Here is a 22,459-nt window from a genome sequence, read left to right on the forward strand (position 1 = left end):
ACGCTCATGGCAGATCCCTCGAGGAGGACGGATGCCCCGCACACGCCGGATGCGGTTCGCGACGCGGACGCTCCTGCTGCAGCTCGCGACGGTCGTCCTCGTCGTGGCGCTCTGCACCGGCGTGTACCTCGTGCTGGCCACGCAGCAGTTGCGGGCCGAGGCCGAATCCTCCGCCCTGGGGATCGCGCGCACCCTGGCCGAGGATCCGGAGCTCCGTGCCGCGGTCGCCGAGGAGTCCGCGGATCCCGGACCGCCGCGGGCCGAGCTGCTGCGCGACGGCGACCTGCAGCGCACGGCGACCGCCACGGCGAACCGCACCGGCGCGCTGTTCGTGGTCGTCACCGACGACCACGGCATCCGCCTCGCGCATCCGGATCCCGGCCGCCTCGGCCAGGAGGTGAGCACGCCGTTCCAGGAGGTGCTGGCCGGTCACGAGGTCGTCGAGTGGGAGACCGGCACACTGGGCGAGTCGGTGCGGGCGAAGGTGCCGGTGCGCGACGCCGCCGGAACGCCCGTGGGCGAGGTCAGCGTCGGCTTCGCCCGGGCGGGTGTCTTCGACGACCTGCCGCCGCTGCTCGCCGTCATCGGCCTTGCCGCGGCAGGCTCCCTGCTGGTGGCGGGCATCGGCGCGCTGCTGCTGCGCCGGCGCTGGGAGCGGCTCACCCTGGGGGTGCAGCCGGAGGAGCTGGTCGCCCTCGTGCAGAACCAGACGGCGGTGCTGGACGGCGTGGACGACGGCGTGCTCGCCGTCGACGCCGAGGGCGTGGTGCGGGTGTGCAACGCCGCCGCCGAGCGCCTGCTCGCCGTGCGCGACGCGGTCGGCCGGCCGCTGGATCGGATCGGGCTGCCGGATCCGGTGCGCGACGTCGTGTCCGCGGGACGCGCGCTGTCGGAGGCCGTGGTCGACGGGCGCGTGCTCTACCTCGACACGCGTCCGGTCGAGAGGGACGGACGTCCGCTCGGCACGGTGGCCGTGATCCGCGATCGCACCGAGCTCGTCGCGCTGTCGGAGCGACTGGAGACCGTGCGCACGATGACGGCCGCCCTGCGGGTGCAGCGCCACGAGTTCGCGAACCGCATCCATGTCGCCGCCGGGCTGCTCGACGCGGAGCGGGTGCAGGACGCCAGGGAGTTCCTCGCGGAGCTCGCCGAGCGCGGCTCCGTCGACTTCCCCGTGCCCGGCATCGCCCGGCTGCGGGATCCGTTCCTGCGGTCCTTCCTTGGCGCGAAGGCGCTGGAGGCGACGGAGCGGGGCGTGACGCTGCGCATCTCCGAGGAGACCCACCTGCTGGGCGCGGTGAGCGAGGCCGAGGACGTCGCGGCGGTGCTGGGGAACCTGGTCGACAACGCCGTGAGCGCGGCGGTCGACGGCGCACCGCCGCGCTGGGTCGAGGTCGCGGTGCTCGACGACCGCGATGCCCTGGTCGTCACCGTCGCGGACTCCGGTGCGGGACTCGACGGTGCCGAGGACGACGGCGGCGCCACGGATGACGGTGCCGCGGACGACGGTGCCGCGGACGACGGCGCCGCGGACGACGGCGCCGCGGACGACGGGACGGACAGCGCCGGGCCGGTGCACGGGCACGGGCTGGGGCTGCGCCTGTCGCGCGAGATCGCCCGGCGCGGCGGCGGAGACCTGTGGGTCATCGATCGCGGCGGCGAAGCGCACGGTGCGGTCTTCGCGGCACGGCTCGGCGGCGTGGTCGCGCCTGCGCGCAGCATCGGCCCCGCACCGCTGCCCGGCTCCGCACCGCGACCAGGGGACGAACAGGACGGCGAGCCGTCCGACGAGGAGGAGAGCAGATGACGGATCCGATCCGCACACTCGTGCTGGACGACGACTTCCGCGTCGGGCAGCTGCACCGGAGCATCGTCGACGAGCGTCCCGGCTATCTCGCCCTGGAGCCGGTGCGCACCATCGCCGAGGCCCGCGCGGCCGTCCGCGACCTGGCGCCGGAGCTGCTCCTCGCCGACGTCTACCTCCCGGACGGCGACGGGATCGCCCTGGTGCGCGAGGCGGGGATCGACGCGATCCACATCTCCGCCGCCGACGATCCGGCGACGGTGCGGCGGGCGCTGCGCTCGGGCGCGCACGCCTACCTGATCAAGCCGTTCGAGCGGCGTGCCCTCGTCGGCGCGCTCGACCGGTATGCCCGCTACCGCAACCTGCTGGCGGGATCCCGGCCCCTGCAGCAGAAGGATCTGGATCGCGCGCTCGGGATCCTGCACGGGTCGGCGGAACAGGTCTCGACGTCGCGATCGGCGACCGAGCAGCTGGTGCTCGCGGCCCTCGGCGACGACGAGGCATCGGCCGCCGAGATCGGCGAGCGCGTGGGCATCTCGCGGGCGACGGCGCAGCGCCACCTCGCGGCGCTCGCCGAGCGGGACGCGGTCGAGGTGCGGCTCCGTTACGGCGCCACCGGCCGGCCGGAGCACCGGTACACCCGCACGGCCTGACATCCGCGGACCCGGCGCCGAGCCCGCGCCGCCCGCGACCTGGCCGGCGACGCGGGCCGGGGGCCTGCTCAGCCGCGGCCGAAGAGCGCTCCGCCGTTGATCTGCAGGATCTGCCCCGTCGTCCAGCCGCCCTCGGGGCCCGCGAGATACGAGACCGCCCCGGCCACCTCGTCAGGAGTGCCTGCGCGGTTCATGGGCACCTGCGCGAGGCGCGACGCCACGATGTCGGGCGTACGCCGTCCGTCCCAGAAGCCGGTGTCGGGCACGTAGCCCGGTGCCACGGCGTTCACGGTCACGCCCTCCGGAGCGAGGTCGGCCGCGAGGCCCATCATCCAGCCGTGGATCGCGGCCTTGGCGGCGCCGTAGCCGTTCGCGCCGCGCAGCGCCGCGATCGAGCTGATCGAGATGATCCGTCCGCCCGGCCGCGTGATGCGCGGCAGCAGCGCCTCGGTGAGCAGCACGGCCGTGAGCACGTTCAGGCGCATGTTCGCCTCGTAGTTCGCGGCGATGCCGGCGAGGCCTTCGCCGCGATCCAGCACGTTGCCGCCCGCGTTGTTGAGCAGCACGTCGACGGATCCGCCGATGGCGGCGGCCGCCGCCTCCACCTGCGCCGGATCCTGCAGGTCGGCGGTGATCGTCTGCACGTGCGCCTCGGGCGTCCCCTCCAGGATCCGCGCGGACGCGGCGTCGAGCACCTCCGGGCGGCGCCCGATCAGCGCCAGATCGAAGCCGTCCCGAGCGAGCCGCCGCGCCGAGGCCAGGCCGATGCCCGTGCCTCCGCCGCTGATCACCGCGAGCGGGCGGGAGGAGGAGAGCGGGCGGGAGGAAGCGGAGGAAGTCGCGGGGGTGCTCATGGCCCCAGCCTAGAAGGCCGAGCGAACAAGGGTGCCGAGCATGAGCCGACCGCCCGTTAGCATGGCGACGATGAACGACGTGCCCCCGATCGCCGAGCGGCTCAGCCGGATGATCCAGCTGCCGACCGTGTCCGCCGAGCTGGACGAGCGCGGGTCCGCGCCGTTCGAGGAGTTCGTGGCGCTCCTCGCCGAGTGCTATCCGCGCGTCCACGCGACGCTCACGCGGGAGCGGCACACCGAGTTCGGGCTGCTGTTCCACTGGAAGGGGCGCCGGGACGCCGCCGACGGCCCTCTCGTGCTCATGGCGCACTACGACGTGGTCCCCGTGGACGAGTCCGACGACTGGACGCACCCGCCCTTCGCCGGCGTGATCGCGGACGGATCCGTCTACGGGCGCGGTGCGCTCGACGACAAGGGCCCGCTCATCGTGATCCTGGAGGCGGTCGAGAGCCTCCTCGCCGAGGGGTTCACCCCCGCCCGCGACGTGTACCTCTCCTTCGGCGGCAACGAGGAGACCTACGGATCCGCCGCCATCGCCATCGCCGCGGCGCTGAAGGATCGCGGGATCGTGCCGTGGCTCGTCGTCGACGAGGGCGGCGCGGTGGTCGATGCCCCGCTGCCGTTCGTGCCCGGGAGCGCGGCGATGATCGGCGTGGGGGAGAAGGGCGTGATGACCGTGCGTCTCACGGCGCGCGGCGACGGCGGGCACGCCTCCGCCCCGCCCAGCCGCACCGCGGTGCGCCGCATCGCGCGCGCGGTCGAGCGGCTCGGGCCCGGCACGTTCCGTCCGCGCACCCCCCGCGCGATCTCCCGCATGCTCGTGCAGCTTTCCGCTTCCGCCTCGGGCCCCGCTCGGCTGCTGCTGCGCACGCTCGGCGCGGTCCCGCTGCTGTCGGCGCGGGTGTTCGCGGCGCTCGGAGGAGAGCCCGCGGCGCTCGTGCGCACCACGGTCGCGCCCACCATGCAGTCCGGCGGCACCGCGGCGAACGTGCTTCCCTCGCAGGCCACCGCGACCGTGAACCTGCGCATCGCGCTCGGCGAGACGGTGTCCTCGGCGGCTGCGCGGGTGCGGCGCCGCATCGCCGACCCGAAGGTGGCGGTCGAGGTGCTCGAGGGCAGCGACCCGTCGCCCGAGTCGCCCACGGACAACGCGCAGTTCGCGCTGCTCGCCGACGCGCTCGCCGTCTCCCACCCCGGGGTCCCGGCCGTCCCGTACGTGATGATGGCGGCCACCGACTCCCGGCACTTCCACCGCTTCGCGCCGGCCGTCTACCGGTTCGCTCCGCTGGAGATGTCGAACGCTCAGCGTGCGGCCATCCACGGCGTCGACGAGAGCGTCGAGATCGCCGCCCTCGAACGCGGGGAGCGGTTCCACCGGGCGCTCCTGCAGCGGCTACAGTGATCTGACCCGTCTGCGACGTCCCCCGTCGCCGTCCTCAAGGAGCCGCGATGTCGCGCACCGCCACCCTCGGCGCCCTGGTCGCCGTCGTGGGATTCCTCGCATTCGTCGAGTTCACCAGCGGTGTGCTGCAGGGCTACTACACACCGATGCTGAGCGACATCGCGCGGCATCTCGGGATCCACGACGCCGATGTGAACTGGTTCGAGGGGGCGCAGCTGATGCTGTCCGCCCTCGTGGTGCCGGCGTTCGCGAAGCTGGGCGACATGATCGGGCGCAAGCGTATGCTGCTCGTCTCCACGGCGCTCACCGCGATCGCCGCGTTCGTGCTGCCGTTCACGGCGACGTTCGGGGTCTTCCTCGTGGCGTGGGCGCTGATGGGCTTCTACGTCGTGTGGCTGCCTCTGGAGATCGCCCTCATCTGGTCGCGCGCGCGGCGCATCGAGGGCAGCTCGGCGATCACCGCGAAGGCCGCGGGCATCCTCGTCGCCGCCCTCGAGGGCGGCGCGATCATCGGCGCGCTGGTCGGCGGCGCGCTGGTCGACGTGCTCCCGCTGACGGTCGTGCTGCTCGTGCCCGCCGTGCTCATCGCCGCATGCTTCTTCGTGATCCTGTTCGGTGTGCAGGAGTCGCCGGAGAAGACCGGCGGCGCCTTCGACACGGTCGGCCTCGTGCTCATCTCGTTGTCGCTCATCGGCCTCACGGGCGGGCTCAGCCTGCTCCGTCTGCCCGGGGGAGTGGCGAACCCGCTGTCGTGGATCGTCATCGCCGTGGGCGTGCTGATCGTCGTCCCGTTCGTGCTGTGGGAGCTGAGACAGCAGGATCCGCTCATCGACGTGCGCATGTTCCGCAGTCCCGCGCTCGGGCCGGTCTTCCTCACTGCGGGCCTCTTCGGCGTGAGCGTGCTCGGCGCGCAGGCTCCGTTGTCGACCTTCGCCCGCACGGACCCGTCGGTCTACGGCTACGGCCTCGGGACCACCGGCTTCCAGACCTCGCTCATCATCGGGCTGTACCTCATCGCGATGATCGCCGGAGCCCTGCTGTTCCCGCTGATCGCGCGTCTGGCGACGCCACGCGTCACCCTGATCGGCGCCTCGGTGCTCGTCGGCGCGGGGTTCCTGCTGTTCCTGCCTTTCCACGGCGCCTACCTGCAGGTGGTGACCAACATGATCGTCGTCGGGATCGGATCCGGCGCACTCGTGGCCGCCCTTCCCGCGGCAGCGGCCTCGGCCGCCCCGCACACCCAGACCGGCGTCGCGACGGGGCTGACGAACTCGGTCAAGACGGTCGGCGGCGCCATCGCATCGTGCGTCTTCGGGATCGCCCTCATGCACGCCGTCGCGGGATCCGCCACCACGGGCACGGCCGGATCCTTCTCGGGCTACGTGACCGTGTGGGTCGTCTGCGGCGTGACGGCGCTCGCCGCGGCCGTGCTGCTGCTGTTCGTGCCGAAGCAGGCGTTCACGGACCGCGCCGGGCACCCGGCCGGCGAGGACGTGATCGACGCCGTCGCCGGCTGACCTCGGACCTGGTCAGCGCTCGCCGCGGGACAGCTTCGACGGCCACCACACCGTGCGGCCCACGTCGTGCACGAGCGCGGGGACGAGCAGCGACCGCACCACGAAGGTGTCCAGCAGCACCCCGAAGGCGACGATGAACGCGAGCTGGGCGAGGAACAGGATCGGGATCACCGCGAGGGCCGCGAACGTCGTCGCGAGGACGAGGCCGGCGGAGGTGATCACGCCGCCCGTGATCGCGAGCCCTCGACGCACGCCCTCCCTGGTCCCGTGCCGGCGGGACTCCTCCCGCACCCGCGTCATCAGGAAGATGTTGTAGTCGATCCCGAGCGCCACGAGGAAGACGAAGCCGTACAGGGGCACCGCCGGATCCGCCCCCGGGAAGCGGAAGACGCCGTGGAACACGAGCGCCGAGACCCCCATGGCGGTGCCGAACGACAGCACGGTCGTCGCGATCAGCAACAGGGGTGCGACGATCGCGCGCAGCAGCATCATCAGGATCAGGAGGATCACCAGGAGGATCACCGGGATGATCAGCGCACGGTCGTGCACCGAGGCGTCGTCGGTGTCGACCGCGGTGGCGGTGACGCCACCCACCACAGCCCCGCTGCCGTGCACCGCGGAGCGGATCCGGCGCACCGTGTCCTCGGCGGCCGCCGAGTCCGCGGCGGCGGTGAGCGTGCCCTGCAGCATCACGTCGCCGTCGACCACGGTCGGCTCCGGTGCGGGGCTGCCGGGACGTCCGACGGGCTGCACGCCCTCGGCGGTGACCGGCGCGGTGCCGCTCGGAGAGTCCTTCGCGGTCACGGAGACGCCGTCGATACCCGAGTCGGCCAGCAGGACGTCGGCGACATCCTGCAGCGCGGCCTTCGGGGCGACCACCTGTGCGGGGCTGCCGGATCCTCCCGGGAAATGCTCGCCCAGGACCTTCTGACCGTCTCTCGCCTGCGAGGAGCCGAGCACGAGGTCGGACTGCGGCACTCCGGAGGCGTCGAGTTGCAGCACCCCGAGCGTGCCGACGGCGAGCACGAGCGTGGTGGCGATCCAGATCACGCGCGAGCGCCGGCGGATGAGGTCGGCCAGGCGCGCCCAGACCCCGGCGGTCGGCATGCCGCCTTCCGCGGCGACGGCCTCGGGGTCGAAACGCGGCCGTCGCGGCCAGAACGCGGCTCGGCCGAACGCCATGAGCAGCGCGGGCAGAAGGGTGAGTGCGGAGAGCATCGCGAACACGATCCCGATCGCCGCGACCGGGCCGAGCGCGCTGTTGGACTTGAGATCGCTCAGCAGCAGGCAGAGCAGACCCGCGATCACCGTGCCGCCCGAGGCGACGATCGGCTCGAACGAGCCCTTCCATGCGGAGAGCACCGCTTTCGCGCGGTCCTGCTCGACGCGCAGCGACTCCCGGAACCGCGAGACGAAAAGCAGCGCATAGTCGGTCGCCGCGCCGATCACGAGGATGAACAGGATCCCCTGGGTCTGCCCGCTCAGCAGCAGCACGCCCCATTTCGCCAGCCACCACACCAGCAGCAGAGCCGTGCACAGCGCGAACAGGCTCGTCGCCAGCACGACGACGGGCAGCAGCAGAGAGCGGTAGACGAGCACGAGGATCACGAGGACGGCGGCGAGGGCCACGCCGAGCAGGATCCCGTCGATGCCCGCGAAGCCGGCGACGAGGTCGGCGCTGAAGCCGGCAGGCCCGGTCACGTATACCCTCACCCCTGCGGGCGCCGCATCCTCCAGGTGCGCGCGGATCTCCGTGACCACGTCGCCGAGGTCCGCTCCGGAGCGGATCGGGATGAACGCCTGGAGCGCCTTCCCGTCCTCCGAGGCGAGGGCGGGTGAGACGTCGTCGCCCACGCCGGCGAGGTCCGGCGTGGCGGCGACCGCGTCCGAGAGCGTGGAGCGCTGGGAGTCCGTGAGCTTCTCGTCCGACACTGCGACGACGATCGCCGGGATCTCGTCGGATCCGGCGAAGCGGGTCTGCAGCTCCTGCACGCGCGCCGAGTCGGAGGAGGAGGGCAGGTACGCCGTGCGGTCGTTGGAGGAGACCTCGTCGACCTTGCCGAACAGCGGGCCCCCGAACGATGCGGCGGCCAGCCAGCCGAGGATGATCAGCGCAGGCAGCAGGATGCGCAGCGCGCGACGCGGCCCGCGAGGCCGGGCGGGGTTCTGAGGGGCGGTCATCGGGATCCTTCCGTCTCCAGCAGGATAGGCAGATTTAGCTAGCTGGGCAAGTAATAACCCAAGTGTCAAAGATAGCCCGGTGTACCATGGCGTCATGGTGGATGGTCGCGCGGGCGCAGACGAAGCGCCTGCAGCGACCCCTGCCGGACCGCCCGCGTCCGAGGGGGCGGCGGCGGGAGCCGTCTACGACATCGAGGCGAGCGACCCCACGGGGATACTGCTCGACCGCGGCGGCGTCGACGCAGAGTCCCTCCGCCAGATCACCCGGATCATGACGGCCCTCGCGGAGCTGCGCGATGCCGAGCAGCGTGTCGCCGAGGCGTCACGGCGATACATGCGCCTCAACGAGACGGACATGCGGGCCCTGCACTACCTCATCGTCTGCGCGAACACCGATGCGGTCGCGACACCCGGCGGAATCGCGCAGCACCTCGGCATCTCGACGGCCTCGACCACGAAGCTGCTCGACAGGCTGGAGAGCGGCGGCCACGTGGTGCGCTCCGCGCATCCGTCGGATCGGCGGGCGTTGGCGATCTCGATCACGCCCGAGACGAAGGCGGCGGCCATGGAGACGGTCGGCCGCCAGCAGGCGCGTCGTTTCCATGCGGCCGCCCGCCTCAGCGAAGCGGAACGGGAGGTCGTCATCCGGTTCCTGCGCGACATGACCCAGGAGCTCGCGCTCGACGGGGTCGATTGGGCGGACGGGGCACACGAAGAGCGCCGGGCGCACGAAGAGCGCTGAGCCCGAGCATCGCCCGTGCTCAGCGCTCGAAATCGGTTCAGGCCTGGCTCTGGCCCGCGGAGAACATCCAGTCGATGCCGAACCGGTCGGTGAGCATGCCGAACTGGTCGCCCCAGGGGGCGGGACCGAACTCCTGCGTGACGGTCGCGCCGTCGGAGAGCTTGTCCCACGCCGCGCGGATCTCGGCCTCGTCGGTGCCGCTCAGCGACACCGAGACGCCCTGCGGCGCCTTGTACTCGTAGTGCGCGGGGGTGTCGGAGGCCATCAGCACGAGGCCGCCCGGGGTGGTCAGCATCGAGTGCATGACGAGCTTCTGCTCGGCCTCGTCCTCGACCATGCCCGGCATGTCGCCGAACGTCATCACCTGCAGGTCGCCGCCGAGGGCCTGCTGATAGAACTCCATCGCGGCGCGGGCGTCGCCGCGGAACGAGATGTACGGATTGAGGATGGTCATCGGTGTCCTCCGTGCTCGGATCGACGACGCCGCACCGGCGCCGCACTCAGTCTGCGGCCGCCCTCCGACATCGGCAAGGCGTGTCGTGAATCAGCTGCCGGCTGCGTCGCGCGGCGGGTTGTGCATGATCTCGAGCCGGATCCCGTTGTCGTCCTCGATGAAGGAGGCGTAGTAGCGCGCGGTGAACCGCGGGTACTCCTTGGGAGCCCTCACCGCCGACCATCCGGCCTCGATCGCGACGGCGTGCACGCGGTCGACCTCGGCGCGCGAGTCGACCGCGAATGCGAGGTGCTGCCATCCGACGAAGCCGTGCTCATGCGGCCCCTCCGCGTTCTCGCGTGCCGGGTAGAGCAGGATCTCGGGCTGGCCGTCCTGGCGCCAGTAGGCGTGATCGGGCGCGTCGTAGGCGCGCGTGTAGCCGAGCGCGCGCAGCACCGGGTCGAACTGCGCCGAAGCGCTCGGGACGTGGTCGACGCTGACGCCGAGGTGATCGAGAGAAGCCATGCCTCCAGCATCCCGGACGCTGCCGACATCGCCCGGCCGACCCGGCGGGGCGCGGCTCAGCCGGTGACGCCGTCCCGCGGAGGGTTGTGCACGAACTCGAGACGGATGCCGTTCTCGTCCTCGACGAAGGAGGCGTAGTACCGGTCGGAGAACCGGGTGAACACCTTCGGGGCGCGCACCGAGGTCCAGCCGGCGCCGAGCGCGATCGCGTGCAGGCGCTCCACCTCGGCGCGCGAGTCCAGCGCGAACGCCAGATGCTGCCAGCCGATCCGTCCGTGGCGGTGCGGTTCGGCGTCGGGGTCCTGCGCGCGGTACAGGATCAGCTCGGTCTCGTCCTCGCGCGACCAGGCCATCCCGCCTTCCAGCTCGCTGCCGTCGGACACGCAGCCCAGAGCGGTCAGCACCGGGTTCCACTGGGCGAAGGCACGGTCGAGGTCTCTGACGGTGAGGCCGAGGTGATCGAGAAGCGGCATGATCCCAGTCTGCCCGACGGCGCGGAGCCCGCCCGGTGCGACAGACTGGCGGGATGACCGCCGTCACCCTGATCCGAGTCGCAGAGCTGTCCGACCTCGCGCAGTACGCGTATGCGGCGACCGCACCGGCCGATGCACGGCTGATCTTCCTCGCCGGCGCCTGCCCGCTGAACCGCGACGGAACGACCGCCGCGGTCGGCGACTATCCCGCGCAGGCCGCGGCGTGCATCGCGAATCTGCGGGGAGCGCTCGCCGCCGCGGGCGCCGCGATCACCGACGTGATCAGCACGCGCGTGCTCGTCGCCTCGACGGACCGTGCGGATCTCGGCGCGGCCTGGGCGGTCGTCCGCGAGGCGTTCGGAGAGCACGACGTGCCGAGCACGCTGCTCGGCGTGACGGTGCTGGGCTACGAGGACCAGCTCGTCGAGATCGAGGCGATCGCCGCCGTCGTGGATCCGCGCTGATCCGGACGATCGCTATTCGCGATCGAGCCCGAAGGTGCGCTTGACGAGAGCCTGCACGTCGCGGTCGAGTCCGTCCATGCGGACATTGACCGCGTCGAAGCGGGCGTTCATCTCGTTGCGCAGGCCACCGATCTGGCCGTTCATCTCGCTGCGCAGGCCGCCGATCTGGCCGTTCATCTCGTTGCGCAGGCCGCCGATCTCGGCACGCACGACGCGGACGAACAGCGTGGAGACGACGGTGAGCATGCCGAACATGAGCGCAGTGAAGGTGCCGATCATGGTCCAGATCTGCGCATCGTTCATCACGCTCACTCCCTCATCGTCGCACTGATCCTCCGAGGCTGCCATCGCGCCGTCGGGTCGATCACTCGACGGCGCAGATCGGTGCAGAACTGCGCCGGATCCGCGCCTGTGCGGAGCGTACGTCAGTGCGGCGCGTGGTATTCGGCCTCGCCGCGTCGCCAGTAGCCCTTCACCACGGCCTGCGAGGGATCGACGCCCCAGCGCTCCAGCAGGGCGCGACCGGGCTTCACGATCGAGGACTCGGCCGCGACGAAGACGAACGGCGCCTCGCCCGGTCGATCGGCGGTGCGCTGCGACTCCAGGAAGGACGCCAGGGCGGACCCCGCGGGGGCGTCGCCGCGGTGGATCCACTCCACGGGAACCGGCGCGTCGAAGGGCGGCTCGTGCTCCGCCGAGCGAACCTCGATCGCGATGCGGGCCGGCACGCCCGCGGGGATCCGCGCGGCGAAGCGGCGGATCGCGGGGATCGCGGTCTCGTCGCCCGCGAGCAGCCACCCGTCGGGTTCGCCCTCCAGCACCAGCGAGCCGCGCGGGCCGCCGACGCCGACGACGGAGCCCAGGGGAGCGCTCGCCGCCCAGGGCGCCGCGACGCCCTCATCCCCGTGCACCGCGAACTCCACGTCGAGCCAGTCCTCGCCCCATGCGAGCGGCGTGTATTCGCGGCTCGGCGCCGCGCGCAGCTCCTCGACCGAGTCGGTCGGCGCATCGACGAAGAACAGCCGCATGTGGTCGTCCGCCCCCAGCGAGTCGAAGCCGGCGAGGTCGGATCCGGAGAGGCGCACACGCACGAAATCGGGGGCGAGCCAGTCGCGTGCGGTGAGCGTGAGCACGCGGAAGCGCAGCTCCAGAGGGCGTCGCGTCAGGGCGAAGCCGGATTTCGCGATGTTCATAAGGTAAGGCTAACCTGTGTAGGACTTCGGGCGAAGTTAGGTAACCCTTACCAGCGCCGGGTCGTCCCGCACATCCCGCAGAACAGGAGCATCTCCATGTCCGTGCCTCGGATCCTCACCGCCACTGCGCTCGGCCTCGCCGCCGCCGTCGCCCTCGCCGGCTGCGCCTCCGGCCCCGCCGCCGCGCCCACGGAGAGCGCGACCGCGCGCACCGTGACCGTCGAGGACAACAACGGCGAGCACACGCTCTCCGCGCCTCCGGCCTCGGTCGTCGCCACGGACAACCGCACGTTCCAGACGCTCGCCGACTGGGGCATCCCGGTCAAGGCCGCCGCGGTGTCGCTCATGCCCGAGACCGTCTCGTACGTCCGCGACAAGAGCATCGTCGACCTCGGCACGCATATGGAGCCCGACCTGGAGGCCGTCGTCGCGGTCGCCCCCGACCTCATCGTCAACGGGCAGCGCTTCACCCAGCACCACGACAAGCTCGCCGCGCTCCTCCCGGACGCGACGATCCTCGAGCTCGACCCGCGCGACGGGAAGCCGTTCGACGCGGAGCTGAAGCGCCAGGTGACCGTGCTCGGCGAGGTCTTCGGCAAGCAGAAGGAGGCGAAGAAGCTCACGGACGATTTCGACAAGGCGGTGGACCGCGCCAAGAAGGCCTACGACGGATCCGGCGTCATGGCCGTCACCACCTCGGGCGGCAAGATCGGCTATCTCGCGCCGACCGTCGGTCGCACGCTCGGCCCGCTGTTCGACATCCTCGGTCTCACGCCGGCGCTGGAGGTCCAGGGGGCCGACGACAACCACAAGGGCGATGACATCTCGGTCGAGGCGATCGCCGCATCGAACCCGTCCTGGATCCTGGTGATGGACCGCGACGCGGTGTTCGCGAAGGACGACGCCTCGTACGTGCAGGCCGCGGACATCCTCGAGAAGAATCAGGCGCTCGCCTCGGTCGCCGCGATCCAGCAGAAGCACGTCGTCTACATGCCCACCGACACCTACCTCAACGAGGGCATCCAGACGTACACGACGTTCCTGAACTCCTTCGCCGAAGCTCTGGAGAAGAGCGCGAAGAAGAGCTGACACAACGCAGGAGAAAGCGCATGCTGACTCTTCGCCAGCGCTCGACGACCGACCGGATCCTGCGTCCTGTCGGCCGTCGGGCGCGGCTCTTCGATCCGGCGCTGCTCGTCGGCGTCCTCGTGATCGCGGGGCTCCTCGTGCTGTCGCTGTTCGTCGGCGTCTACGACGTGACCGGATCCGCCGGCGGCGCGGAGATGTTCGCGATCACGAGGATCCCCCGGACGACCGCGCTCGTGCTGGCCGGCGCCTCGATGGCGATGGCGGGCCTCGTGATGCAGATGCTGACGCAGAACCGCTTCGTCGAGCCCACGACGACCGGGACGACGGAGTGGGCGGGCCTCGGGCTGCTGGCCGTCTCGGTGCTCGTGCCCCATCCGAGCATCCCGCTGCGGATGGCCGGCGCGGTGCTCTGCGCGTTCGCCGGCACGCTGGTGTTCTTCGCCTTCCTGCGCCGGGTCTCGCTGCGTTCCTCACTGATCGTCCCGATCGTGGGCATCATGCTGGGCGCGGTGATCGGATCCGTCTCGACCTACCTCGCCCTCGCGACCAACACCCTGCAGACCCTCGGTGTGTGGTTCGCGGGCAGCTTCACCTCCGTGCTGCGCGGGCAGTACGAGCTGCTCTGGATCGTCGCGATCGTCGGCGTGATCGTCTTCGTCGTCGCCGACCGCTTCACGATCGCGGGGCTCGGGGAGGAGATCGCGACGAACGCCGGCCTGAACCACGGCAGGGTCGTGCTGCTCGGCACGGTGCTCATCGCCGCGACCACGGGCGTGGTGACGGTGGTCGTCGGCAATCTGCCCTTCGTGGGACTGATCGTGCCGAACGTGGTGTCGATGATCCGCGGCGACGACCTGCGCAGCAACCTGCCGTGGGTGTGCCTGCTGGGCGTGGGCCTGGTCACCGTGTGCGATCTGATCGGGCGCACCGTCATCATGCCGTTCGAGGTTCCGGTCTCCCTCGTGCTGGGCCTGGTCGGCGGCGCGGTGTTCCTCGTGCTGATCCTGAGGACGCGGCCCCGTGGCTGAGGCGCTGACCGCGAGCACTGCCCGGGTCGGATCCGCAGGCGGGCGCACGTCCGGAGCGTTCCCGACCGCCCGTGCGCGACGCCGCTACGCGCTCGTGGTCGCGATGCTCGCGGTCGTCGCCGGGGCGGCGCTGACCGGCCTGCTCGTGCACGGCAACCCCATGCCGTTCGGCACCGACGGCTTCTGGCGGATCGTGCAGCTGCGCGTCACCGGCGTGGTCGTGATCCTCGTGGTCGCGGTCGCGCAGGCCACCGCGACGGTCGCGTTCCAGACCGCGGCGAACAATCGCATCGTGACCCCGTCGATCATGGGGTTCGAGTCCCTGTACACGGCGATCCAGACCGCGGCCGTGTTCGCGCTCGGAGCCGCGGGCGTCACCGCGCTGCAGGGCGTGCCCCAGTTCGCCCTGCAGATCGTGCTGATGACCGGGTTCGCCGTGGCGCTGTACGGATGGCTGCTGTCGGGGCGGCGCGGCAGCATGCACGTGATGCTCCTTGTGGGCATCGTGATCGGGGGCGGGCTCGGCGCGGTGTCGACGTTCCTGCAGCGGATGCTCACGCCGAGCGAGTTCGACGTGCTCTCCGCGCGCCTGTTCGGGAGCATCGCCAATGCCGAGGCGTCCTACCTGCCGCTCGCGATCCCGCTGTGCCTGACCGGATCCGTGCTGCTCCTGCTCCGCTCGCGCCGGCTGAACGTGCTGGCGCTCGGATCCGACGCCGCGAACGCGCTTCGCGTCGACCACCGGCGCGAGCAGCTGAGGGTGCTGCTGCTCGTTGCCGTGCTCATGGCGACCTCGACCGCGCTCGTGGGGCCCATGACGTTCCTCGGCTTCCTCGTCGCGACGCTCGCGTACCAGCTGGCGGACACGCACGACCACCGCCTCGTGCTCCCGGTCGCGATCCTCGCCGCGATCGCCGTGCTGGGCGGCGCGTACTTCGTGATGAAGCACGTCTTCGCGGCGCAGGGCGCCGTCTCCATCATCATCGAGCTGGTCGGCGGATCCGTCTTCCTGCTCGTCCTGCTCAGGAAGGGACGTCTATGAACAAGGTCCGCACTCGAGCTCCGCACGGCCGGCGGACCGGAGCCGGCGCCGGGATCTCGATCGCCGGCGTCCGCAAGCGCTACGGCGACGAGGTGTCGATCGGTCCGGTCGACCTGGAGATCCCCGCCGAAGGCGTGACGGCGCTGATCGGCCCCAACGGCGCCGGCAAGTCGACGCTGCTCACCATGATCGGGCGGCTGCTCGGGATGGACGAGGGATCCATCCGGATCGCCGGACTCGACGTCGCCGCCACCCGCTCGAAGGATCTGGCCACGGTCGTGTCGATCCTGCGCCAGGAGAACCACTTCGTGACCCGGCTCACGGTCCGCCAGCTGGTGGGGTTCGGCCGGTTCCCGCACAGCAGGGGCCGCCTCACGCGCGCCGACGAGGACGCGGTCAGCCGGGCGATCGACTTCCTCGGGCTCGGCGAGCTGGAGCAGCGGTACCTCGACGAGCTCTCCGGCGGTCAGCGGCAGCGCGCGTATGTCGCGATGGTGCTCGCGCAGGACACCGGCACCGTGCTGCTGGACGAGCCGCTCAACAACCTCGACATGAAGCACGCGGTGCGCATGATGCGGCATCTGCAGCGGATCTCGGACGAGCTCGGCAAGAGCGTCGTCGTGGTGCTGCACGACATCAACTTCGCCGCGCGCTACGCCGACCGGATCTGCGCGATGAAGGACGGCGCCGTGGTCGCCTTCGGTCCGGTATCCGAGATCATGCGCGGCGACGTGCTCACCGAGGTGTTCGAGACGCCCGTCACTGTGATCGAGGGCCCGGACGGACCGCTCGCCGTGTGGCATTGAGCGGACCCGCCGGCCCGGGGCTCACCGCGAGCGGTGGTCCTCCGGGGCGAGCCGGGGACCGCGTCGCGGCTCTGCCACGCCGCTCAGGCGGATGAGCCGTACCACCCGCTGCCGATGGCCGGCCCAGGGAGCGAGCAGCTCGAGCATGCCGGCGTCGTCGGTGCGGTGGCCGGTGAGCGCGAAGCCGACCTCATGCGCGAGGTGGTAGTCGCCCACGCTCACGGCGTCCGGGTCTCCGAGGGCGCGGATCCGGGTCTCCGCCGCAGTCCACGGGCCGATGCCGGGCAGGCTGGTGAGCGCGGCGTCGCGGGCGTCGCCGTCGGCGGCGGCGAGCACGGCGCGCTCGAGGCTGGGTGCCCGCTCAGCAGCGCGCACGAGCGTGCGGGACTGCGGCGGCTGCACTCCGGCCCGGTGCCAGGCCCAGGACGGGATCCGGCGCCATCCCGCGGCGTCGGGCGCGACGGCCATCGCGCGCGGCGTCGGGCCGGGAGCGGGGTCGCCGAAGCGGGAGACGAGCACACGCCAGGCGCCGTACGCCTGGAACCCGGTGACCTTCTGCTCGAGGACGACCCCCGCCAGCGCGTCGAAGACCGCGTCGGTGCGACTGAGCCGCAGGCCGGGAAGGCGTCGTGCGGCGTCGGCCAGCACGGGATGCGACGACGGGTCGAAGCCGTCCGGGGCGTCGAGCGCCCCGCAGAGTGCGGGAACCTGGGCGAGCGCCTCCTCGGCGCCCGGACCCCAGGCGCTCGCGCGCACCTCGCCGGAGCCGGGCCGGAGCGCGAGCGTCGCGATGCCGGCCGGCGTGCGCAGCGCGAGCCAGAGCACCGGTCCGTCGCGCACGATCGTCGGATCCTTCGGACCGCGGCGCAGGATGCCGACGGTCTCGTGCAGATCGAGCGCCGCACGCGGGCGGTATGCGCTCTCGCGCACCGGCCACGCGCGGGGTGCGGGATCCGCGGCGAGGGTCATGGGAACACCCTAGATCCGCGGGCCGACAGCGGGACTCAGGATCCCGGCCGACCACCCGCCGGGGTGCTCAGAAGCGGTCGGGGGAGGGGGTGCCCACGCCGTAGCGGATCGCGACGTCGGCGTGCCGGTCGAACCGGTAGCCCACGCCGCGCACGGTGCGGACGATGTCCTCGTAGCGGCCGAGCTTGGCGCGCAGCCGGCGCACGTGCACGTCGATCGTGCGCTCGCCCGGAGCCTCCTCGTCGGAGGTCTGCCAGAGTGCGGAGACCAGCTCGGAGCGCTCGATCGTCGAGCCCTCGCGCAGCACGAGGTACTGCAGGAGCTCGAACTCCTTGTAGGTGAACGCCGCCGACTCGCCGTCGATCAGCACGCGCTTGCGGGAGATGTCGACCACGACGCCTCCGCCGTCCTGGGGCTCGCGCTCCTCGGCCTCGGCCTTGGAGCGGGCGATCGCGCCGGGCTCGTGCAGGGCGAGGCGGACGACGTCGAGGTCGCGGCCTCCGGTGCCCTGCGGGGCGAGGGCGACGGTGGCGTGCGTCTCGGCGTCGGGGGCCAGCTCGGCGAGGGTGCGGCGCAGGGCGTCCACCAGCAGCGGCAGGCTCACCCCGTTGGTGGCGGCCTTCAGCTCGTCGATGCCGACGTAGAGGGCGACGCCGCGGTTCGTGCTCACCCGGGAGGACGACGCGTCGCGGTACACGCTGACGCGCGACGGCGTGCTGGTGAGCGTGCTCGACTACCGCGACGACGGGCGCACGATGGCGCTCACGAGGGCTTTCACCATCCCGACTTTCCGCGGATCCGGCTATGCGGCCGTCGTGGTCGAGGGTGCGGTCGACGACATCGCGCGCCGCGGGGACCGGCGCATCGACGCAGTCTGCTGGTACGTCGCGGACTGGTTCGAGGCGCACCCCGAGCGGGCGGATCTGCTGCGCACGCGCTGAGCCCTACCGCGGATCCGGCCTCTGTGACGCTCTGTTACGCCGTGCACGCCGCGGCACAGGGGTCGCGGCCGACCCCGGCACGCCTCGGAGGGAATGTCGGATGCCGTCCGTAGCGTGGAGGGCATGAGGATCCTGCACACCAGCGACTGGCACATCGGCCGGGGCTTCCACGGGCATTCCACCCTGGGGGCGCTCGCCGAGGTGCTCGACGCGCTCGTGGCGCAGGTGCGGGAGAACGACGTCGACGTGGTGGTCGTCGCCGGTGACGTGTTCGACTCCGCGACCCCCGCCGCCGAGGCGTACACCCTGCTGACCGACGCGCTCGTCGGCCTGTCCGACGCCGGCGCGCAGGTGATAGTCACGAGCGGGAACCACGACTCCGCCGCACGGCTGGGCTTCCAGGCGCGGCTGCTGCGCGCGGGGATCCACGTCGTGACGGATCCGCGCACGGTCGGCGAGCCGATCACCCTCTCCGATGAGCACGGCCCGGTGCGCTTCTTCGGAGTGCCGTACCTGGAGCCGGCCATCGTCCGCCAGCACGCGGCCTTCCAGCCGCAGGAGCAGGCTGGAGCCGAGGCGCGTCCGCTGCGCACCCAGGCGCAGACCGTCGCCCGCGCCATGGAGCTCGTGCGCGCGGGGCTCGCTGAGCACCCCGGGCGCTCGGTCGTGATCGCGCACTGCTTCGCGGCGGGCGTCGACGCGACGACCGGGCTCGAACGCGAGATCCGGCAGGGCGGCATCGACATGGTCCCGGTGTCGGTCTTCGACGGCATCGACTACGTCGCGCTCGGGCACATCCACGGCCGCCAGGCGCTCACCGAGCGCGTCCGCTACGCCGGGGCGCCGCTGCACTACAGCTTCGGCGAGCAGCACAAGCCGCGGGGATCCTGGCTGGTCGACCTCGACGCCGCCGGCGCGGTCGAGGCGTCGTGGCTCGATCTCCCGGTGCCGCGCCGTCTGGTCACGCTCACCGGATCCTTCGACGAGATCCTGTCCGCCGACCTCGTCGCGGCGCACGCCGACGACTGGGTGTGCGCCGTCTACACCGACGACCTCCCGCAGACCGAGCCGATGCGACGCCTGCGCGAGAAGTACCCGTTCTGCGCGCTCGTGCAGCACGAGCCCGCCGTCACGGCGACCACCGAGGAGCGCTCCTATGGCGAGCGGCTGCGCAGCGCGGTCACCGATGAGGAGCGCATCGACGCGTTCCTCGCCCACGTGCGCGCGGGAGCCGGAGCGAGCCCGCGCGAGCGGGAGCTGATCCGCGAGGTGCTGGACGACCGCACCCTCGCGGAGGCGCTGGTCTGAGGAGGGCCCGCACGCCGTGAGACTGCACCGCCTCGAGATCGAGGGCTTCGGCCCGTTCCTCCGCCGCCAGACGATCGACTTCGACGCCTTCGCCGACGACGGCGTGTTCCTGATCGGCGGCCGCACGGGCGCCGGCAAGTCGAGCATCCTCGACGCGGTCTGCTTCGGGCTGTACGGCAACGTCCCGCGCTATGAAGGCGGCGAGAAGCGGCTGCGGAGCGACCACTGCGAGCCCGCGGATCCGACCGAGGTCGTCGTGGAGTTCAGCACGGTCGCGGGGAGGTTCCGGGTGACCCGGTCCCCCGAGTACCAGCGACCGGCCAAGCGCGGCGGAGGGCTGACGAAGCAGGCGTCGTCCGTGGCCCTCGAGGAGCTCGTCGGCGGAGCCTGGATCGGCCGCGCCGCGCGGGAGGTCGACGTCGCGCACGCGCTCGACGAGATCCTGCAGCTGAACCTGCAGCAGTTCCTCCAGGTGATCCTGCTCGCGCAAGGGCGCTTCGCGCGTTTCCTGCTCGCCGACAGCCGCGAGCGGCAGTCGCTCCTGCGCCGGTTGTTCGGCACGGGGCGGTTCGAGGACTATCAGGCGCGCTTCGACGAGCGCCGTCGCGCCTCGGAGCAGGCGCTCGGCGCCGGTCGCGCCGCCGTGCTCGCCCGCATCGAGGACGCGGAGCAGCTCGTCGCCGACCACGAGCTCGGCGGAGCCGTCGCCGAGGGCGGAGAGGCGCAGGGCGCATCCGTCGAGGGGCGTCTGGAGGCCCTCCGCCGAGCGGGCGCGCGCGCCGACTACCGCGCCGAGCAGCGCCGCCAGGAGCGCGACATCGCCGAGACCGCGCACCGCGCGGCGACCGCGGCATTGACCGTCGCGCGTGAGGAGCGCCAGGCGCAGATCGAGCGGGACCGCGCCCGTTCCGCGCTCGCCGCGTTGGACGCCGAGGCGCCGCGCATCGACGCCGACCGGCGCACGCTCGAGCAGGCGCGCACCGCCGAGGCGCTCCGGCACGTGCTGGACGCGGCCGAGCGCGCGGCGGCCAGGGCGGAGGCCTCGGAGGCGCAGGCGGCGGACGCCGCCGTGGCCTGGAAGGCCGCGTCCGCCGAGGACGCGGAGACCCCCGACGGCTCCGAGGCTCCCGACGGCTCCGAGGCGCCGGCGCTGCGGGACTGGGCCGCGGCGCTGACCCGTGCGAGCGGCGCCTGGCAGCAGGCGGCCGATGCCGAGGCGCGCCTCGGCGCCCTCCAGGAAGCGGTCATCGCCGCACAGGGCGACGCGGAGGCCGTCGCAGCCGCGCGCGCGGCCCGCGAGGACGAGCGGGCGGCTCTGCCCGCCGCGCTCGAGGCGCTGACGGCCGAACGCGACGACCTGCGCCGGTCGGCGGATCGGCTGACCGAGCGAGACGCCGCGGTCGTGCTCGCCACTGCGCGGCTCACCGCCGCTCGCGAGGCCGCGGCTCTCACCGAGGAGCGCACCGCGGTGGTGCAGACGGTCGCGGATCGCGAGCGCGATGCGGCCGAGGCCTTCGCGCGGGCCGCGGATCTGCGGCGTCGCCGTGAGGCGGGGATGGCGGGCGAACTCGCTGCCGCTCTGGTGCCGGGGGAGGCCTGCAGCGTCTGCGGGTCGACCGAGCACCCGAGCCCCGCCGCGCTCGCGGATCCGGTCTCGGCCGACGACGTCGCGGAGGCGACCGAGGCGCGGGAGCGCGCCGCCGAGCGCGTGCGTGCGGCCACGGCCGACCTCGCCGCACGGGACGCCGCGCTCGCCGCGGCCACCGCGCGCGCCGACGGGCGCACGGTCGACGAGGCCCAGGCGGAACTGACCGCGGCATCGGAGGAACGCGCCGCATCCGCCGCGGCCGGTGCGTCCGCCGCCGACGTGGAGCAGCGCCTCGCCGCGCTCCGGGCGCAGGACGACGTCCTCGAGGCAGAGATCGGAGGCCTCGCCGCGCGCCAGGCAGAGACGCGCGAACGGCTCGCGCTCGCGCGACAGTCTCTCGCGGCCGCGGAGGAGACCGTGGCGAGGGCCCGCGGCGACTTCGAGACGGTCGCCGAGCGGCTGGAGCACGCATCGGTGCGGATCGTGGCGGCGCTCGCGCTCGCCACCTCGCTGGAGGAGCGCGACGCCCGCGCGGAGACCTCCGCAGCCGCCCGCGCCGAACGGGACGAGGCCCTCGCCGCCTCGCCGTTCGACGACACCTCGGCAGCCAGGGCGGCCCTGCGGAGCCCCGCCGACCAGGCGGCGCTCGAGGAGCGGATCGCCGTCCACGCCGCCGGGCGCACCAAGGAGCGGGCGATCCTGCTCGAGCTCGAGCTGCGCACCCTGCCCGACGAGCCCATCGACCTCGCACCCCACGAGACGGCGGAGGCCGCCGCCCGCACCGCGTGGACCGGGGCCGTCGACGCCGCCGGTCGCGCCGACGCGATCGCGGCTCAGCTCGGATCCCTCCTCGCCACGGCGACGGCGGCGCACACCCGCGGTGCCGCGGCGGCCGAGGAGCACGAGATCCTGCAGCAGCTCGCCGACACGCTCGCGGGGCGCGGAGCCAACGCCTATCGGATGAACCTCGAGACGTTCGTGCTCGCCGCCGAACTGGAGGAGATCGTCGCGAGCGCGAACCTGCGCCTCGCCGACATGTCGTCGGGGCGGTACCGGCTGCAGCACAGCGACGCCCGTGCCGCGCGCGGGGCGGCGAGCGGACTGGGCATCGTCGTGTTCGACGCGTTCACCGGGCAGACGCGCCCGGCGCAGTCGCTGTCGGGCGGGGAGACGTTCCTCGGGTCGCTCGCGCTCGCGCTCGGCCTCGCCGAGGTCGTGACCGCCCGCGCCGGCGGGATCCAGCTCGACACCCTGTTCATCGACGAGGGCTTCGGCTCCCTCGACGGCGAGACGCTCGACGTCGCGATGCGCACGCTCGACGAACTGCGGGCAGGCGGCCGCACGGTCGGCGTGATCAGCCACGTCGAGGCGATGCAGGAGCAGATCCCCGCGCAGATCACCGTGCGCACGACCCCCGACGGCCCGAGCGTGATCGACGCCTGACCCC

22 protein-coding genes are annotated in these 22,459 nt (G+C 72.6%); 13 read left to right on the forward strand and 9 right to left on the reverse strand.

Going from position 1 to position 22,459, the window contains the following annotated elements:
- Nucleotides 1–31 precede the first annotated feature (31 nt).
- Together RL72_RS14855 and RL72_RS14860 are read left to right on the forward strand one after the other, a co-directional pair.
- Nucleotides 32–1,807 carry a sensor histidine kinase gene (locus tag RL72_RS14855; RefSeq protein WP_248700486.1) on the forward strand — a complete coding sequence of 592 codons (1,776 nt, stop codon included), beginning with the start codon at nucleotides 32–34 and terminating at the stop codon, nucleotides 1,805–1,807.
- Nucleotides 1,804–2,457, forward strand: coding sequence for a response regulator (locus RL72_RS14860; RefSeq protein WP_045251613.1), 654 nt, complete (start codon nucleotides 1,804–1,806; stop codon nucleotides 2,455–2,457). Before RL72_RS14855 ends, RL72_RS14860 begins: the two co-directional genes overlap by 4 nt.
- 68 nt (nucleotides 2,458–2,525) lie before the next feature.
- Here RL72_RS14860 and RL72_RS14865 read toward each other — a convergent pair whose 3' ends face one another.
- Nucleotides 2,526–3,311, reverse strand: coding sequence for an SDR family NAD(P)-dependent oxidoreductase (locus RL72_RS14865; RefSeq protein WP_045251614.1), 786 nt, complete (start codon nucleotides 3,309–3,311; stop codon nucleotides 2,526–2,528).
- Nucleotides 3,312–3,381: 70 nt separating this feature from the next.
- On the opposite strand from RL72_RS14865, the gene RL72_RS14870 reads away from it, so the two are divergent.
- Both RL72_RS14870 and RL72_RS14875 read left to right on the forward strand, forming a co-directional pair.
- On the forward strand, nucleotides 3,382–4,713 hold the full coding sequence (locus RL72_RS14870) for a M20/M25/M40 family metallo-hydrolase (RefSeq protein WP_248700487.1): 1,332 nt from the start codon (nucleotides 3,382–3,384) through the stop codon (nucleotides 4,711–4,713).
- A 47-nt stretch (nucleotides 4,714–4,760) separates the two neighbouring features.
- A complete protein-coding gene (locus tag RL72_RS14875; protein ID WP_045251616.1) occupies nucleotides 4,761–6,230 on the forward strand; it encodes an MFS transporter in 1,470 nt (489 codons plus the stop codon).
- A 12-nt stretch (nucleotides 6,231–6,242) separates the two neighbouring features.
- Here the strand turns inward: RL72_RS14875 and RL72_RS14880 are convergent, their stop codons facing one another.
- Nucleotides 6,243–8,411 (reverse strand): MMPL family transporter, encoded by a 2,169-nt coding sequence (locus RL72_RS14880; protein WP_045251617.1) that lies wholly within the window; start codon nucleotides 8,409–8,411, stop codon nucleotides 6,243–6,245.
- 94 nt (nucleotides 8,412–8,505) lie between these two features.
- Between RL72_RS14880 and RL72_RS14885 the strand changes: the two genes are divergently transcribed.
- On the forward strand, nucleotides 8,506–9,153 hold the full coding sequence (locus RL72_RS14885) for a MarR family winged helix-turn-helix transcriptional regulator (protein WP_045251618.1): 648 nt from the start codon (nucleotides 8,506–8,508) through the stop codon (nucleotides 9,151–9,153).
- 37 nt (nucleotides 9,154–9,190) lie between these two features.
- Here RL72_RS14885 and RL72_RS14890 read toward each other — a convergent pair whose 3' ends face one another.
- The 3 genes from RL72_RS14890 to RL72_RS14900 all read right to left on the reverse strand — a co-directional run bounded on the left by RL72_RS14890 (nucleotide 9,191) and on the right by RL72_RS14900 (nucleotide 10,584).
- Nucleotides 9,191–9,607, reverse strand: a complete 417-nt coding sequence (locus RL72_RS14890) for a VOC family protein (RefSeq protein WP_045251619.1) — start codon at nucleotides 9,605–9,607, stop codon at nucleotides 9,191–9,193.
- 90 nt (nucleotides 9,608–9,697) lie between these two features.
- Nucleotides 9,698–10,111, reverse strand: a complete 414-nt coding sequence (locus RL72_RS14895) for a VOC family protein (RefSeq protein WP_045251620.1) — start codon at nucleotides 10,109–10,111, stop codon at nucleotides 9,698–9,700.
- 56 nt (nucleotides 10,112–10,167) lie between these two features.
- Nucleotides 10,168–10,584 (reverse strand): VOC family protein, encoded by a 417-nt coding sequence (locus RL72_RS14900; RefSeq protein ID WP_045251621.1) that lies wholly within the window; start codon nucleotides 10,582–10,584, stop codon nucleotides 10,168–10,170.
- A gap of 53 nt (nucleotides 10,585–10,637) precedes the next feature.
- On the opposite strand from RL72_RS14900, the gene RL72_RS14905 reads away from it, so the two are divergent.
- Nucleotides 10,638–11,048, forward strand: a complete 411-nt coding sequence (locus RL72_RS14905) for a RidA family protein (RefSeq protein WP_045251622.1) — start codon at nucleotides 10,638–10,640, stop codon at nucleotides 11,046–11,048.
- Between the two features lie 12 nt (nucleotides 11,049–11,060).
- Here RL72_RS14905 and RL72_RS14910 read toward each other — a convergent pair whose 3' ends face one another.
- Together RL72_RS14910 and RL72_RS14915 are read right to left on the reverse strand one after the other, a co-directional pair.
- The gene (locus RL72_RS14910) at nucleotides 11,061–11,351 is read right to left on the reverse strand and encodes a hypothetical protein (protein ID WP_045251689.1); all 291 of its coding nucleotides are present in this window, start codon (nucleotides 11,349–11,351) and stop codon (nucleotides 11,061–11,063) included.
- Nucleotides 11,352–11,473: 122 nt separating this feature from the next.
- Nucleotides 11,474–12,241 (reverse strand): siderophore-interacting protein, encoded by a 768-nt coding sequence (locus tag RL72_RS14915; RefSeq protein ID WP_045251623.1) that lies wholly within the window; start codon nucleotides 12,239–12,241, stop codon nucleotides 11,474–11,476.
- A 96-nt stretch (nucleotides 12,242–12,337) separates the two neighbouring features.
- Between RL72_RS14915 and RL72_RS14920 the strand changes: the two genes are divergently transcribed.
- Genes RL72_RS14920 through RL72_RS14935 form a run of 4 tightly spaced genes read left to right on the forward strand, consistent with a single transcriptional unit; the run spans nucleotide 12,338 to nucleotide 16,206 of the window.
- The gene (locus tag RL72_RS14920) at nucleotides 12,338–13,330 is read left to right on the forward strand and encodes a siderophore ABC transporter substrate-binding protein (protein WP_045251624.1); all 993 of its coding nucleotides are present in this window, start codon (nucleotides 12,338–12,340) and stop codon (nucleotides 13,328–13,330) included.
- 20 nt (nucleotides 13,331–13,350) lie between these two features.
- Nucleotides 13,351–14,358, forward strand: coding sequence for an ABC transporter permease (locus RL72_RS14925; RefSeq protein WP_082072426.1), 1,008 nt, complete (start codon nucleotides 13,351–13,353; stop codon nucleotides 14,356–14,358).
- Nucleotides 14,351–15,400, forward strand: a complete 1,050-nt coding sequence (locus tag RL72_RS14930) for an iron chelate uptake ABC transporter family permease subunit (RefSeq protein WP_248700488.1) — start codon at nucleotides 14,351–14,353, stop codon at nucleotides 15,398–15,400. Before RL72_RS14925 ends, RL72_RS14930 begins: the two co-directional genes overlap by 8 nt.
- The gene (locus RL72_RS14935; protein ID WP_045251625.1) at nucleotides 15,397–16,206 is read left to right on the forward strand and encodes an iron ABC transporter ATP-binding protein; all 810 of its coding nucleotides are present in this window, start codon (nucleotides 15,397–15,399) and stop codon (nucleotides 16,204–16,206) included. Before RL72_RS14930 ends, RL72_RS14935 begins: the two co-directional genes overlap by 4 nt.
- 21 nt (nucleotides 16,207–16,227) lie before the next feature.
- On the opposite strand, the gene RL72_RS14940 is transcribed toward RL72_RS14935, so the two are convergent.
- Together RL72_RS14940 and RL72_RS14945 are read right to left on the reverse strand one after the other, a co-directional pair.
- Complete coding sequence (locus RL72_RS14940; RefSeq protein WP_045251626.1) at nucleotides 16,228–17,175, reverse strand: DNA-3-methyladenine glycosylase family protein; 948 nt, start codon at nucleotides 17,173–17,175, stop codon at nucleotides 16,228–16,230.
- A gap of 67 nt (nucleotides 17,176–17,242) precedes the next feature.
- On the reverse strand, nucleotides 17,243–17,845 hold the full coding sequence (locus RL72_RS14945; protein WP_045251627.1) for a winged helix-turn-helix domain-containing protein: 603 nt from the start codon (nucleotides 17,843–17,845) through the stop codon (nucleotides 17,243–17,245).
- Between RL72_RS14945 and RL72_RS14950 the strand changes: the two genes are divergently transcribed.
- From RL72_RS14950 to RL72_RS14960, 3 genes are all read left to right on the forward strand, one after another.
- A complete protein-coding gene (locus RL72_RS14950; protein ID WP_045251628.1) occupies nucleotides 17,838–18,116 on the forward strand; it encodes a GNAT family N-acetyltransferase in 279 nt (92 codons plus the stop codon). The genes RL72_RS14945 and RL72_RS14950 overlap by 8 nt on opposite strands.
- 123 nt (nucleotides 18,117–18,239) lie before the next feature.
- On the forward strand, nucleotides 18,240–19,424 hold the full coding sequence (locus RL72_RS14955) for an exonuclease SbcCD subunit D (RefSeq protein WP_045251629.1): 1,185 nt from the start codon (nucleotides 18,240–18,242) through the stop codon (nucleotides 19,422–19,424).
- 16 nt (nucleotides 19,425–19,440) lie between these two features.
- Complete coding sequence (locus RL72_RS14960; protein WP_045251630.1) at nucleotides 19,441–22,455, forward strand: AAA family ATPase; 3,015 nt, start codon at nucleotides 19,441–19,443, stop codon at nucleotides 22,453–22,455.
- Nucleotides 22,456–22,459 lie beyond the last annotated feature (4 nt).

Source organism: Microbacterium azadirachtae (genome assembly GCF_000956545.1).
Classification (GTDB): Bacteria; Actinomycetota; Actinomycetes; order Actinomycetales; family Microbacteriaceae; genus Microbacterium; species Microbacterium azadirachtae.

Excerpts from the sequence above, each read along its gene's own strand:
- RL72_RS14855 (WP_248700486.1), top strand. The coding sequence starts at position 32 with ATGCCCCGCACACGCCGGATGCGGTTCGCGACGCGGACGCTCCTGCTG.
- RL72_RS14860 (WP_045251613.1), top strand. The coding sequence starts at position 1,804 with ATGACGGATCCGATCCGCACACTCGTGCTGGACGACGACTTCCGCGTC.
- RL72_RS14865 (WP_045251614.1), bottom strand. The coding sequence starts at position 3,311 with ATGAGCACCCCCGCGACTTCCTCCGCTTCCTCCCGCCCGCTCTCCTCC.
- RL72_RS14870 (WP_248700487.1), top strand. The coding sequence starts at position 3,382 with ATGAACGACGTGCCCCCGATCGCCGAGCGGCTCAGCCGGATGATCCAG.
- RL72_RS14875 (WP_045251616.1), top strand. The coding sequence starts at position 4,761 with ATGTCGCGCACCGCCACCCTCGGCGCCCTGGTCGCCGTCGTGGGATTC.
- RL72_RS14880 (WP_045251617.1), bottom strand. The coding sequence starts at position 8,411 with ATGACCGCCCCTCAGAACCCCGCCCGGCCTCGCGGGCCGCGTCGCGCG.
- RL72_RS14885 (WP_045251618.1), top strand. The coding sequence starts at position 8,506 with ATGGTGGATGGTCGCGCGGGCGCAGACGAAGCGCCTGCAGCGACCCCT.
- RL72_RS14890 (WP_045251619.1), bottom strand. The coding sequence starts at position 9,607 with ATGACCATCCTCAATCCGTACATCTCGTTCCGCGGCGACGCCCGCGCC.
- RL72_RS14895 (WP_045251620.1), bottom strand. The coding sequence starts at position 10,111 with ATGGCTTCTCTCGATCACCTCGGCGTCAGCGTCGACCACGTCCCGAGC.
- RL72_RS14900 (WP_045251621.1), bottom strand. The coding sequence starts at position 10,584 with ATGCCGCTTCTCGATCACCTCGGCCTCACCGTCAGAGACCTCGACCGT.
- RL72_RS14905 (WP_045251622.1), top strand. The coding sequence starts at position 10,638 with ATGACCGCCGTCACCCTGATCCGAGTCGCAGAGCTGTCCGACCTCGCG.
- RL72_RS14910 (WP_045251689.1), bottom strand. The coding sequence starts at position 11,351 with ATGAACGATGCGCAGATCTGGACCATGATCGGCACCTTCACTGCGCTC.
- RL72_RS14915 (WP_045251623.1), bottom strand. The coding sequence starts at position 12,241 with ATGAACATCGCGAAATCCGGCTTCGCCCTGACGCGACGCCCTCTGGAG.
- RL72_RS14920 (WP_045251624.1), top strand. The coding sequence starts at position 12,338 with ATGTCCGTGCCTCGGATCCTCACCGCCACTGCGCTCGGCCTCGCCGCC.
- RL72_RS14925 (WP_082072426.1), top strand. The coding sequence starts at position 13,351 with ATGCTGACTCTTCGCCAGCGCTCGACGACCGACCGGATCCTGCGTCCT.
- RL72_RS14935 (WP_045251625.1), top strand. The coding sequence starts at position 15,397 with ATGAACAAGGTCCGCACTCGAGCTCCGCACGGCCGGCGGACCGGAGCC.
- RL72_RS14940 (WP_045251626.1), bottom strand. The coding sequence starts at position 17,175 with ATGACCCTCGCCGCGGATCCCGCACCCCGCGCGTGGCCGGTGCGCGAG.
- RL72_RS14955 (WP_045251629.1), top strand. The coding sequence starts at position 18,240 with ATGAGGATCCTGCACACCAGCGACTGGCACATCGGCCGGGGCTTCCAC.